Source organism: Alteromonas sp. RW2A1 (genome assembly GCF_001886475.1).
GTDB lineage: Bacteria > Pseudomonadota > Gammaproteobacteria > Enterobacterales > Alteromonadaceae > Alteromonas > Alteromonas hispanica.
In genome coordinates, this window is record NZ_CP018031.1 from 873,289 (window position 1) to 887,149 (window position 13,861).

General features: G+C 44.6%; 10 protein-coding genes. 6 read left to right on the top strand and 4 right to left on the bottom strand.

Features of this window, described 5'->3' with window-relative positions; genetic code table 11:
• Positions 1-53: 53 nt before the first annotated feature.
• Positions 54-563 (top strand): 3'-5' exonuclease, encoded by a 510-nt coding sequence (locus BM528_RS03935; protein WP_071981144.1) that lies wholly within the window; start codon positions 54-56, stop codon positions 561-563.
• Between the two features lie 47 nt (positions 564-610).
• Here the strand turns inward: BM528_RS03935 and BM528_RS03940 are convergent, their stop codons facing one another.
• A complete protein-coding gene (locus BM528_RS03940) occupies positions 611-1,081 on the bottom strand; it encodes a hypothetical protein (protein ID WP_156844029.1) in 471 nt (156 codons plus the stop codon).
• Between the two features lie 333 nt (positions 1,082-1,414).
• Positions 1,415-2,560 (bottom strand): methionine adenosyltransferase, encoded by a 1,146-nt coding sequence (gene metK, locus BM528_RS03945; protein ID WP_071978756.1) that lies wholly within the window; start codon positions 2,558-2,560, stop codon positions 1,415-1,417.
• Between the two features lie 396 nt (positions 2,561-2,956).
• Between metK and tkt the strand changes: the two genes are divergently transcribed.
• The 5 genes from tkt to BM528_RS03970 all read left to right on the top strand — a co-directional run bounded on the left by tkt (position 2,957) and on the right by BM528_RS03970 (position 10,883).
• Complete coding sequence (tkt, locus tag BM528_RS03950; RefSeq protein WP_071978757.1) at positions 2,957-4,948, top strand: transketolase; 1,992 nt, start codon at positions 2,957-2,959, stop codon at positions 4,946-4,948.
• A gap of 17 nt (positions 4,949-4,965) precedes the next feature.
• Positions 4,966-5,976, top strand: coding sequence for an erythrose-4-phosphate dehydrogenase (epd, locus tag BM528_RS03955; protein WP_071978758.1), 1,011 nt, complete (start codon positions 4,966-4,968; stop codon positions 5,974-5,976).
• A 93-nt stretch (positions 5,977-6,069) separates the two neighbouring features.
• Positions 6,070-7,245: a phosphoglycerate kinase gene (locus BM528_RS03960; RefSeq protein WP_071978759.1), complete on the top strand. Its 1,176-nt coding sequence runs from the start codon at positions 6,070-6,072 to the stop codon at positions 7,243-7,245.
• A gap of 282 nt (positions 7,246-7,527) precedes the next feature.
• Positions 7,528-8,427 carry a fructose bisphosphate aldolase gene (locus tag BM528_RS03965; RefSeq protein ID WP_071978760.1) on the top strand — a complete coding sequence of 300 codons (900 nt, stop codon included), beginning with the start codon at positions 7,528-7,530 and terminating at the stop codon, positions 8,425-8,427.
• A gap of 299 nt (positions 8,428-8,726) precedes the next feature.
• On the top strand, positions 8,727-10,883 hold the full coding sequence (locus BM528_RS03970) for a S9 family peptidase (RefSeq protein WP_071978761.1): 2,157 nt from the start codon (positions 8,727-8,729) through the stop codon (positions 10,881-10,883).
• Here the strand turns inward: BM528_RS03970 and BM528_RS03975 are convergent.
• Complete coding sequence (locus tag BM528_RS03975) at positions 10,861-12,027, bottom strand: DUF418 domain-containing protein (RefSeq protein WP_071978762.1); 1,167 nt, start codon at positions 12,025-12,027, stop codon at positions 10,861-10,863. The genes BM528_RS03970 and BM528_RS03975 overlap by 23 nt on opposite strands.
• Positions 12,028-12,315: 288 nt before the next feature.
• On the bottom strand, positions 12,316-13,848 hold the full coding sequence (gene ppx / locus BM528_RS03980) for an exopolyphosphatase (RefSeq protein ID WP_071978763.1): 1,533 nt from the start codon (positions 13,846-13,848) through the stop codon (positions 12,316-12,318).
• Positions 13,849-13,861: the final 13 nt, after the last annotated feature.

Genomic DNA, 13,861 nt, shown 5'->3' on the forward strand with positions numbered 1-13,861 from the left:
AATTTACGATGTGATGTAAGTGATTAGTGAGTGATTATTCACGCGGAGAACAAGTGCAGAAAAAATGGCTCCCGTCTATTGTCGATATCGAAGCCAGTGGTTTTGGTGCGGCGAGTTATCCAATTGAAATAGGGGTTGTGCGCTATGATGGTGCAAAGTGGTGCAAGTTGATCCGTCCCTACGACGCATGGATGCATTGGGATGAAAAAGCAGAGGCATTACATGGCATTACCAGAGAGATGTTGCATACACGAGGTTTAGAGCCCGTAAAAGTGTGCCAAGAACTCAACCACTTTTTGGGTAACACGGTTGTGTATAGCGATGGTTGGGTAGTAGACAATCCGTGGCTAATTAAGTTGTTCTCTGCGGCACAAATAGATATGACATTTACCTGCAGAGCTATGGAATACATTTTAAATGAAACCCAAATGTGTCTGTGGCATGAAGTAAAAGATGATTTGTTGGAGCAGTGTGATACGAAACGTCACCGTGCAAGCACCGATGCTTTCCTTATACAGCAAACCTTTATTAAAACTTACGAGGCTTCTTTACAGGGAAAGTAAGTATTTAAGAAACAGAGGACAAAAATAGAGTGCGAGATAAAAGTGCATTAGAAGAAGTAGTGAACACCAAGAGACAACCCCATATTTTCTTCTTCTCCCACCTGCCTGTGCTCTAGCTCCACCGCCATATTAAGCCCCTTATTGTCGCCAAGAAGCCAGCCTAATCGCGTAAAGGTGCCAATGTCTGTGGGTAAATATAACCACTCGGCATAGTGTCGAAATGCCGTATTGTTTGTTTTGTAGGTGGCATATACCTGTTGTGGCAATCGCGTATTAAATGTGCGCTTTGCGCTGACAAGGGTTTGCGAACCTGCAGGATAGGTAAAGCTACTGTCGTAGTAATGAGTTTCGGTAATCGAATGGGGTCTGAAGCGACTTTTAAGTTGCCAATTTGCTACCTTGGCGCTTTGAAAGTGTATTGGGCCATAGTTAGACTCTACGCTGCTTGCATAGGCGCTACTAGCGGTGAAGTAAACTCCGCATATCAGTAACAAAAGCAAGATGCGTATTGTTGTCATGTGTTCCACTTAGCCTATGAAAGTCATTGCTTTTTACAAACAACTTGTTACCACGCAGTAAGCAACGTTTTTTTATTTTAATTTAGATATAGCATGTTTATTAGCAAAACGCATCATTACACATAATGTGATTACAGAAGGCATCGTGCAAATTTTTATCAACGCTTGAAGGCATGTTTAGTTTTCCATACCCACTGTTATTTTAAGCATAGACAAAAATAAGCTGAAGAAAAGTGAATGGAAATTAAACAAATACGATAATTAAAATTTGCACTAATGCAAAAAGCCTCCGACGTGGAGGCTTCTGCATTTTGAACATTACTAACGTGCTATTTAAACCGATGCTTTAAGCGCTTCAGCTTTGTCCGTCGCTTCCCAAGGGAAGGCTTCGCGGCCAAAGTGTCCATATGCCGCAGTTGCACGGTAAATTGGACGCTCTAGGTCTAACATCTTAATTAGGCCGTATGGGCGAAGGTCAAAATGCTCGCGCACTAGCGCAACCAATGTTTTCTCATCAACCACACCTGTACCAAAAGTATCGATGCTAATTGATGTAGGCTGCGCTACGCCAATAGCGTAAGAAATTTGAATTTCACAGCGCTTTGCTAGCCCAGCAGCTACGATGTTCTTTGCTACATAACGGCCTGCGTAAGCGGCGCTGCGGTCAACTTTCGATGGATCTTTACCCGAAAATGCACCACCACCGTGACGTGCCATACCGCCGTAGGTATCAACAATAATTTTACGGCCTGTAAGCCCACAGTCGCCCATAGGGCCGCCAATAACAAATCGACCTGTCGGGTTAATGTGGAATTGGGTGTTACCATCAATCCACTCGCTTGGAAGCACTGGTTTAATAATTTCTTCCATTACCGCCTCGCGTACGGTGTCGGTAGACACTGAGTCGCAGTGCTGAGTAGAAAGCACAACTGCGTCGATACCCACAGGCTTGTCGTTTTCATACTTAAAAGTAATCTGACTTTTCGCGTCAGGACGAAGCCAGTCTAACTTACCCGATTTACGCACCTCAGCCTGCTTTTGAACCAAGCGATGTGAATAGGTAATAGGTGCTGGCATAAGCACGTCTGTTTCGTCGCTTGCATAACCAAACATCAAACCTTGGTCGCCTGCACCTTGCTCTTCCAAGCTCTCGCGGTCTACGCCCTGATTAATATCAGGAGATTGCTTTCCAATGGCGTTAAGCACTGCACATGAATCGGCATCAAAACCCATATCTGAATGGGTGTAACCAATTTCTTTCACGGTATTGCGAGTAATCTCTTCAATATCGACCCATGCTGAAGTGGTCACTTCACCGCCAACAAGAACCATACCTGTTTTAACATAGGTTTCGCAGGCCACGCGAGCCCGTGAATCTTGCTCTAAAATAGCGTCGAGAACCGCATCAGAAATTTGGTCAGCGATTTTATCCGGATGTCCTTCAGAGACCGATTCAGAGGTGAATAGATTCGTGGCCATATGTGCTCCGTTTGCATTTAAAATTCTAAATTTTGAGTATTGTACTAAAACAAACTACAAATACCAGTCTTTACTTCTAGACGTCTAAAAGTCTTTTTGCTATACATCGTTACGAATTCTTGACACGTTACGATCAGCTTCATTGTTTTTACTAAACTGAGAATAGTGAGTTATCAGGTACAAAATTGTGTTTTAGCGTAGTGCATTTACGTGCGTTTTGCGTAATAGACCATTTTTTGTATTTAGTTTCGCTATTGGCAATGAAAAGCCATTGAACTGTGAGGTGGCATGGGTAAGAATAACGCCACATTCAAAAGTACATAAAAGTAGAGCTTAGGCCGAACGCGCGGCTTACCTCCACGCTCACTTAGATACGAATTATAATCAGGAGACAACATGCCCTCTCGTCGTGAACTTGCCAATGCCATCCGTGCATTAAGTATGGACGCTGTTCAACAAGCCAAATCAGGTCACCCAGGTGCACCTATGGGAATGGCCGATATTGCCCAGGTATTGTGGCAAGATTTTCTATCGCACAACCCAGAGAACCCTTCATGGGCAAACCGCGATCGTTTCGTGTTATCGAACGGTCACGGCTCAATGCTTTTATATTCACTGCTTCACCTCTCTGGTTATGAACTACCAATTGAAGAATTGAAGAACTTCCGCCAGCTCCATTCGAAAACGCCTGGTCACCCTGAGTATGGCTATGCACCAGGTGTAGAAACCACCACTGGCCCATTAGGCCAAGGTGTGAGTAATGCTGTGGGCATGGCGCTAGCAGAGAAAGTACTTGCTGCACAGTTTAACCGCGAAGGTCACGATATAGTCGATCATTACACTTACGCATTTCTTGGCGATGGCTGCTTAATGGAAGGTATTTCGCACGAGACATGCTCGCTTGCCGGTACATTGGGGCTAGGTAAGCTTATCGCATTTTGGGATGACAACGGCATTTCTATCGACGGTGAAGTAGAAGGTTGGTTTACTGATGACACGCCAGCACGTTTTAAAAGCTACGGCTGGGAAGTTATTGAAGGCGTAGATGGGCATGACGCAGAGCAAGTAAAAGCGGCTATTGAAAAAGCGCAAGCAAACAGCGCTCAGCCTACGCTTATTTGTTGTAAAACAACTATCGGGTTTGGCTCGCCGAATAAAGAAGGTACAGAGTCTTGTCACGGTGCACCACTAGGTGACGACGAAATTGTTGCAACCCGTGAAAAGTTAGGCTGGAAACACGGCGCGTTTGAAATTCCTGACGACATCTACGCTCAGTGGGATAATAAAGCGAAGGGCAATGAAGCAGAGTCACAGTGGAACCAAACATTTGCCGCTTATGAAGCCGCTTACCCTGAGCTAGCCGCAGAATTTAAACGTCGTGTAAACGGCGAACTGCCGGCCGATTTCAGCGAGAAAGCTGATGCAATTATTGCAGATCTTCAAGCTAACCCGCAGAACATTGCGTCTCGTAAAGCATCTCAAAATGCGCTAAATGCATTCGGTCCATTATTGCCTGAATTGCTAGGCGGCTCTGCTGACCTTGCAGGTTCTAACCTAACTATTTGGGAAGGCAGTAAAGGCGTAGAAGCGAACGATGCATCGGGTAACTACATCTACTATGGCGTACGTGAATTTGGTATGTCAGCCATGATGAACGGCATCACGCTACACGGCGGCTTCAAGGCTTACGGCGCAACATTCTTGATGTTTATGGAGTACGCTCGTAACGCAGTGCGTATGGCAGCGCTGATGAAACAGCCTGCTATATTTGTGTACACGCACGATTCAATTGGTTTAGGAGAAGATGGTCCAACTCACCAGCCGGTTGAACAAGTGGTTGCGCTTCGTTCTACACCAAACCTAGATAACTGGCGTCCTTGTGACCAAGTTGAATCTGCCGTGTCTTGGAAAGCAGCTATCGAGCGCACTGACGGGCCAACAACGCTTATCTTTACGCGTCAAGGGTTAGCTCAGCAAGAGCGTACTCAAGAGCAAGTTGCTAGCATCGCGAAAGGCGGTTACGTACTTAGCGATAGTGATGCTGCTCCAGAGATTATTCTTATTGCCACTGGCTCTGAAGTTCAACTTGCTGTGGAAGCGGCAGACAAGTTAAGAGAACAAGGTAAATCGGTGCGCGTAGTATCAATGCCATCAACAGACGTATTCGATCGCCAGTCTAAAGACTATCGCGAGAGTGTACTGCCTTCTTCAGTGACTAAGCGCGTTGCAGTTGAAGCATTGTCGAAAGACAGCTGGTACAAATATGTTGGCCTTAATGGCGCAATTATCGGTATGGATACATTCGGCGAATCGGCACCTGCGGGCGACTTGTTCAAACACTTTGGTATCACTACCGATGCTGTTGTAGAGGCCGCGCTGTCTCTTTAAGAGGTAAATAAAAGCCAATGGTAAATATTGCCATAAATGGGTTTGGTCGAATTGGTCGTAACGTATTACGCGCACTCTACGAGAGTGGGCGTAATAACGAGTTTAACGTTGTGGCCATTAACGACATTGCCAAGCCCGAGGGCATTGCACATTTACTCAAATACGATACCGCCCACGGGCGGTTTCGTTTCGATGTGGCCTTAGAAAATAAAACGCTAACGGTAGCCGGTGATGACATTCAGTTACTTGCTGAAGCCGACATTAGTGCTCTGCCTTGGGAAGCGCTGGGTGTAGATATTGTTCTTGAATGTACCGGCAAATTTGACGACCGAGCATCAGGGCAGTCTCATCTCGATGCGGGTGCGAAAAAAGTGCTGTTTTCATCTCCCGGTTCTCCTGATTTAGACAACACGGTGATTTTTGGCACCAACGAAGATACCTTAACCAGTGACCATAAATTAGTCTCTAATGGCTCGTGCACTACAAATTGTATCGTTCCGGTTATTCAGGCCCTCGATGCCGCTTTTGGGGTGGAAAGTGGCACTATTACCACTATTCATGCGTCTATGCACGACCAGCAGGTTATCGATGCCTACCATGAAGATTTGCGCAGAACTCGGGCGGCTAGCCAATCTATTATTCCAGTAGATACGCGCTTAGCGGCGGGAATTGAGCGCATTTTGCCCAAGTTTGCCGGCAAGTTCGAGGCAATAGCGGTACGAGTGCCAACCATTAATGTCACTGCTATGGACTTAAGCGTTAGCTTGAAAAGCGAGGTGTCTATTGAGCAAGTAAACCAGGCTCTACGCAATGCCAAAGACGGTCGTTTGCAGGGTATTTTAGATTACACGGAAGAGCCTCTTGTATCAGTAGATTTCAATCACGACCCACACTCGTGTATTGTAGATGGAACACAAACTCGCGTAAGCCATAAGCAATTAGTAAAAACATTGGTGTGGTGCGATAACGAATGGGGTTTTGCAAACCGAATGCTCGACACAGCTAAAGTGATGTTTGAAGCAAAATAAACCGTTTAATGCTGCCAGGGTTGGTGGCACCAACCCGCGCAGCTTTCACACGTTAATTAATGACAACATTTTTAAATTAACATAGGAAATATGATGGCAATTCCAAGTATGAACGATATGGCCTTAAACGGTCAGCGTGTTCTCATTAGACAAGATTTAAACGTACCTGTTAAGAACGGTAAAGTAACCTCAGATGCTCGTATAAAAGCATCCATCCCCACTATTACAGCAGCGTTAGACGCTGGTGCCGCCGTTATGGTGATGTCGCATTTAGGCCGTCCCACAGAAGGCGAGCCTGCAGAAGAATTTTCATTGCAACCTGTGGTTGATTACCTTAACGAAGCGTTGGACGTTCCAGTAAAGTTAGTTAAAGACTACCTAGACGGCGTAGAACTTGCTGAAGGTGAATTAGTTATTTTGGAAAATGTTCGCTTTAATAAAGGCGAAAAGAAAGATGATGAAACCCTTGCTAAGCAATATGCAGCGCTATGCGATATTTTCGTAATGGATGCGTTTGGTACGGCTCACCGTGCACAAGCGTCTACCCATGGCGTAGCCAAATTCGCCACGCAAGCATGTGCAGGCCCACTATTAGCCGCTGAACTCGATGCGCTTGGCAAGGCGTTAGATAACCCTAAACGCCCAATGGTCGCGATTGTGGGTGGCTCAAAGGTATCTACCAAGCTAACCGTACTAAAAACTCTGGCTGAAAAAGTAGACCAGTTAATTGTAGGTGGCGGTATCGCAAATACCTTTATTGCTGCACAGGGTCACAATGTAGGCAAGTCTCTTGTTGAGATGGACCTAACTGAACAAGCCACGCAGTTGATGAACGACGCTCAGGCTAACGGCGGAAACATTCCCGTACCAACAGATGTAGTAGTAGGCGCAGCATTTGATGAAAATACCGAGGCCACATTAAAGCATGTGTCTGAAGTAAGCGATGAAGATATGATTTTCGATATTGGTCCAGACTCATCAAAAGCCTTAGAAAGCATTATTAAAAACGCAGGAACAATTGTGTGGAATGGCCCAGTGGGTGTATTTGAGTTTGAACAATTCAGCGCAGGTACGAAAGCCCTGTCTGAAGCAATTGCAGCAAGTGACGCATTCTCTATTGCAGGGGGCGGTGATACACTTGCAGCAGTAGATAAGTATGGGATTGCCGATAAGGTCTCTTACATATCAACTGGCGGTGGTGCATTTCTTGAGTTTCTTGAAGGAAAAACACTGCCTGCTGTAGCTATACTAGAAGAAAAAAATAAATAAGCGCTGTCGTTACCTCAAGTAAGCTGTTTAAGCCAAAGGCCCTCATTAGCTTACTTAAAGAAGTAACGAAAGAAATAGCACATAGTATGCTACCGGTGCTTACATATACTGAAAACAGCAAAAACAGTATGGTGTGTGTAAGCTCCTTTTCGGAAATAGCCTTTTTAAGGAGTCAACTTTTCCGGAAATAATATAGCCAGCTTTACAGTGACGTTTGCTGGCGAAATAACTATAAACCCTACAACTGTCGTAAAGGCAGAATAAAACAAAAGGAGTGTTGCAATGGCATCACAAGCTCAGCAATCTATGCTGGATAAACTCAACACACAGGTCGGCTTTATTGCAGCCCTAGATCAAAGTGGCGGCAGTACACCAAAAGCGTTACGCCTTTATGGCATTGAAGAGTCTGAATACAGTTCAGACGAAGAAATGTTCAACCTTGTCCATGATATGCGCACACGCATTATTACTAGCGAGCCGTTTAACGGCGTGCGTGTTCTGGGCGCTATTCTGTTTGAAAACACTCTTGATAGAGAAATTGAAGGCATGCCTACGGCCCACTACTTATGGCAGAAAAAGCGTGTTATTCCTTTTTTGAAGGTGGACAAAGGACTGGCGGAAGAAAGTGATGGCGTGCAGGTAATGAAGCCTATGCCAGAACTCGATGCTCTGCTTGCTAAGGCAGTAGCACAAGACGTATTTGGTACAAAAATGCGCAGTGTTGTGAAGCTGGCTAATCAACAAGGTATTAAAGCAGTTGTAGAGCAGCAGTTTGAAGTAGGTAAGCAAATCTTAGCTGCAGGGCTTGTGCCTATCATAGAGCCGGAAGTTGACATTCATAGCCCAGAAAAGGCGGAAGCCGAGGCGCTGCTTAAACTTGAAATTCTTACGCAGCTTAACCTGTTAAGTGAAGGTCAAGAGGTGATGTTAAAGCTAACGTTACCTAACGAGGCAAACTTTTACAAAGAGCTAATCGACCATCCTCGCGTATTAAGAGTGGTTGCGCTTTCAGGTGGCTACAGCCGCGACGAGGCAAACGCCAAGTTAGCTGAAAACCAAGGCATGATAGCAAGCTTTTCTCGTGCATTGACTGAGGGCGTGTCTGCTAAGCAGTCTGAAGAAGAGTTTGAAGCAACACTAGATACTGCTATTGAAGGTATATATCAGGCGTCAAAGTCTTAGTTTAAGGCAGCGTGAGCGCTTTACACTTACGTTAGCATGTAAAAACGTATATGAGAGAAGGAGAGCAGTGCTCTCCTTTTTTGTGTCTGCGTTAAACGTTGCTCCATATTTGTGACAACATTTAAAAGCTCTCAATCATATATAACAAATAGCATCTTCTCTTTGAGGTACGTACGTTTTATCTATTAAATAGCGTCAATCGCCGCATATTGGCAAATGCGTTCTCGTCAGCAAGTTGGATTACGCTAGTATAAAACGTTTACAGACCTATAAATTCGAACAACAAGAAAAGGGCGAAGATGACATATTACGACTTCCTGATACATCGCAAAAAAAGCATAAAACCAACGAGAAAAAGCCGTGTTGTAGTGGCGTTACTCGGTTCTCTATTCGTAAGTAGTAGCTTTGCAGTAAAAGCAACAAGCCACAGTGATAATGCCAGTGCTACAACAAATATATCTGCAGCAAAAAATGCCCATCACTTTGCGTCGGAAGATATTTTTAACTTGGAGTATGTAAGTGAAGTGCAGGTGTCGCCCAATGGTGAGGAGGTGGCTTATGTACGACGTTCTAACGATATTATGTCAGACAGCACTCGTTCAAATATATGGGTAGCAACTGTCGACGGGCGTAGTCATCGCCCTTTGCTTTCAGCGAGTCATAACTTTTATTCTCCCCGCTGGTCACCAGACGGCAAACGTTTGGCATATTTATCGAACGAAAATGGAAAGCCTCAGCTTTATATTCGTTGGATGGACACCGGCCAGACCGCACTAGTTACTAATGTTACTTCTTCGCCTAGTTCCATTACGTGGTCACCAGATGGTAAATATATTGCTTTTACTATGAGTGTTGAAGCAAATGAAAAGCCATTAAGCGTTAAGATGCCTAAAAAGCCAAAGGGAGCTAAATGGTCGCCAGGCTTTGAGTATATTACGAAAGCTCGATATCAGGCAGATGGAAAAGGCATACTAGAGCCAGCTTACACGCACATATTTGTTGTACCCACCGATGGTGGCACAGCAAGGCAATTAACTTCTGGTAATTATCATCACAGGGGGAGTCTAAGCTTTTCACCCGATGCAGAGAAAATTTACTTTTCGGCAAATAGAAGTGACAACTGGGAATACGAACCAGTTGAGGCAGATATCTACACGGTAGATATGAGTGGCAATATAGAGCAAGTCACCAATTTTAAAGGCCGTGAAGCATCACCCGTTGTGTCACCAAACGGAAAGTATGTGGCTTACGAACGTCGAAGCGATGAAAAAGTGATGTACAAAAATAGCTATTTGTACGTAATGAACGCAGACGGAAGCGACCATAAAAACCTTACCGAAGATGTAGATAACTCGGTCAGCAATATTCAATGGAAAGATAACAAAACCTTATACTTTCAGCAGTCTGTTCGCGGGCTGGCGCAAGTGAACAGTGTAACCTTAAGCGGTAAAATAAAAACGAAAGCAAAAGGACTTGGTGGAACTACCCTAGGGCGTCCCTATGTATTTGCTACCTATCACGCCTCCGACGATATAGTTGCATACACAAAAGGAGCTACAGACAGACCCGCCGACTTGTATGTATCTGACAAAAAGGAGCGACAGCTCACTTACCTTAATGAAGATGTGTTAGGACATAAACAGTTAGGTGAAGTAAAAGAAATTGTTTACAGCTCCTCAATTGACGGCGAGGAAATACAGGGCTGGTATATTCTTCCGCCAGATTACGACAGCAGTAAAACCTATCCGCTTATTCTAGAAATTCACGGTGGACCAAACTTAGCGTATGGCCCGGTATTTACAGCAGAGCTACAAAGAATGGCGGCAGAAGGCTATGTTGTTTTTTATGATAATCATCGCGGAAGTACGGGGTATGGCGAACGTTTTGCCTTGTTGTTACAAGGGAAATACAGCTCGAAGTACGACTTTGCCGATCACATGTCGGGTGTTGATGCGCTTATTGAAAAAGGAATTGCCGACCCAGAGCGCCTGTATATAACAGGTGGTTCAGCAGGTGGAATCGCATCGGCTTATGCAATTGGACTCACCGACAGATTTAAAGCTGCAGTAGTAGCAAAGCCTGTTATTAATTGGCTATCGAAAGTACTTACTGCCGACTCGGGGCTATATCAAATACCTTTTCAGTTTCCTGGCAAGCCTTGGGACAATGTAGAGCATTATTGGAAACGCTCACCACTGTCGCTAGTTGGCAATGTTACAACCCCTACAATGCTTATTACCGGGGTGAACGATAAACGTACGCCTATGTCTGAAACTGAGCAGTTTTACCAAGCGCTTAAAATTCAGAAAGTCGATACGGTACTAGTAAAGGTACCTGAATCGTCTCATGGCATTGCCGCAAAACCGTCGCGAATGATTGGCAAGGTAGAAAATATCTTAGCGTGGTTTAAAAAGTACAGCGGTGCTGACGAAGCTACAAGGCCAGATTCTCTCTAGAACGTTTCTTGTAAAAACTGTGCAAATACAACTTTCGCCAAATGGCTTCAAAAGGGCCTTGGCGGAAGTGCTTCGTTATTACATTCGCCAGCACTATCTGAATAGCAGTAAAGGCTAACGTAATCATAAGCAAATCGAGCAAGGTGACTGTAAAAGCAAAGTCAGGGAAGTAAGCGGGCATGACTATTCGAAAGAGGACCGCCATCGCAATTGATTGAGTGAGGTATAGCGTAAACGCGACTTTTCCGCAGTTAATTAGCGACTGATACCACCACGCTGCTGTATTTTTTACCTTAACTAACAAGTGAGCGTAAACCAACGCACAGAAGATAGCGGAGGCACTCGACAGCATCGGTGTAACGTCTGCTGTCATTTGCTCAATCAACATCAAAGGAAGGGCAGTAGCGATGGATGTCACTATTGCAATGGCGGCTATCTTTATAAACGCCGCTGAAGAAAAGCCTTGGTTGAAAAAGCCATTTCGATAAAGGTAAGCGCCGAACATCATAAGCCCCATAGATTGCCAAAACATGGTAAATGGTGCGGCAATAATGCTTATTACTTGAAAGGTAACTTGTGTTTCAATTTGAAATAAATAGCTGCTCTGCCACTGCGCCACTTCATCGCTGTACACTTCACTTGCCCTAAGTGGAAGTTCGCCGCCGAAGTCGAAAAAATAGGCAGATACCACTCCAACTACAAGCATAATAACACTGCCAATTACTAAGTAAGTGAGGCTTTTCTTCTTCAGTTCGCCTTGGCTAAGGGAAAAATTCTTTAGAATTAAAAATGCACAAATACTGTAATACAGCAGAATATCGCCACCAAAAATGAATACGCCGTGCAGCAGTCCAAATACAAAAAGCCACTTTAATCGAGACTTAGCAAACGTTAAAAAATCGTATCTTCGCGATTGGCAGTGTTCAAACTGAATAGCCAAGCCTGCACCAAAGAGTAAGCAAAATAACGAACGGAATCTTCCATCTAAGAAAAGGGCATTGACTAGCGAAATGATATCATCAGATAAAAGCGGTTCTTCGAAAAACGCGTAGCCAGTGTAAAAATTTTGGTGAAACGTAATATTTAAAAAGAGTATACCGAGGATCGCTAGGCCTCGAATGGCGTCTATCGAATGAATTCGCATTTACATTCCTTGTAAAAGAAAATGGAGTGCCATTAGTTTGGAATAATAGCAGTTTGGTGTTACAGCAGTGTAGCGAGTCTGATAAGTAAAATCGAAATGAAAAATGTATCGAAACGTTTATTCGTTTTGCGCCTATGATTTTTTCTGGAATGTGTTCAGGGCAATATGCGCCACAAGCGACACTGGTCTGTTACTCGTCAAATTGACTTACTTCTTAAAGTTCAGAAAGTAGCTAGCACTTTCGCTAGCTACTCTCTAGGTGTCAAACGCTGCAGAGAGAAAATCCCGCTAACTATTAATTAATAGCTCTAAATCTAGCGCCTTCCAATGCTGGCTCTCACTGGCTAAATCAGCAGATAAAATGGGTTTTTCCTCTAACCATCCTTTCGGGAAGTTAAGCGTAAGCTCAGAATGCGAGACCTGAAAGTCTATTTCCGGCAAAAATTGCTCTTGTCTTTTAAGGTTAAGAAGTACACCTAATCTCAGTAACGCTATTAAGCGTTTAACCGCGTTATTATCAAAAAGGTTGAAACTTGGCAGGTCGCTAATGCGTATTTTCTTGCGATGAAAGCGCACCAGGGTGGCCAACAAAAGCTGTTGCTCTTGAGTAAAACCGGGCATATCAACGTTAGCGAGAATATAAGCACTGTGACGCTGTACGCCACGAGAGTTAATTTGTATGCCTACCTCGTGAAGTAGGGCTGCCCAACCAAGCATATTTTTAAAGTCTTGGCCTTTTAATTTCCACGCTTTTTCCACTTCGCTCAATAGCATTAACGATGTGTTGAGCACCATAGTCGCCTGCGAGGTATCTACATCGTAACGGGTAGCTAAACTGCTCGCGGTTCTACCGCGAATATCGGCGTGGTGCAGTTCATCTTCCATTTGATAAAGCACACCTTCGCGCAGTGCCGCAGGGGAATACACTAAAGTATCTATTTTTAATGCTTTGAAAACCGCAATTAAGATAGCGATACCGCCAGCGATGACTATACGACGATCGTCACTCAAGTTAGGGAAATCGAGCTTTTCAACGTGCTTTGCCTCAATGAATTGTTCCATTAGGTTTTGCAGTCGCTTTAGCGTAACCGGCACATCGTGCTCATTGGTTCTATCGCGCTGGCATAACGTAAACAGCGAGCGGATAGTGCCTGATGTGCCAATACACTGCACCCACCCTAATTTACGATATTTAGCGTCAATCATCTCCAGTTCTTGAGCGGCGGCGGTGATCGCTTTGTTAAACGCGCTCCGTTTAAGTTCTCCTGTTGAAAAGAACCTTTGTGTGTAGCTTACGCATCCCATTTGTAAACTGCGGCAAAGCAACGGGGTGAAGCCTTTTCCAATAACAAACTCGGTAGAGCCGCCACCGATATCTACAACCAGTTGCTGTCCATCGGCATGATTAGTGTGCGCAACACCTGAGTAAATTAAGCGAGCTTCTTCTACGCCGGAGATAACCTCGATAGGATAGGGAAGCACTTCTTTTGCCGCTTTAATAAAGTGCCTGGCGTTACGCGCTTTGCGCAGCGTATGGGTAGCAACAATACGCACCGAGTCAGGTTCGAAGCCTTTTAAGCTTTCAGCAATCACTTTAAGTATGGAGAGGCCACGGGCAATGGCCTCGTCAGATAAAATATCATCATCGTCGAGCCCGTCGGCCAGCCGTACTTTTTGCTTCACTCGATGAAGAATTTGAACAGAATCGGCCACAATTCTCGCCACCACCAGGTGAAAACTGTTTGAGCCAATATCTAAAGCGGCTACTTTGCTAACTTCACGGGACGTTACACCGTTAAAGATGGATTCATGCTCGGTCATTAATGTTTACGTT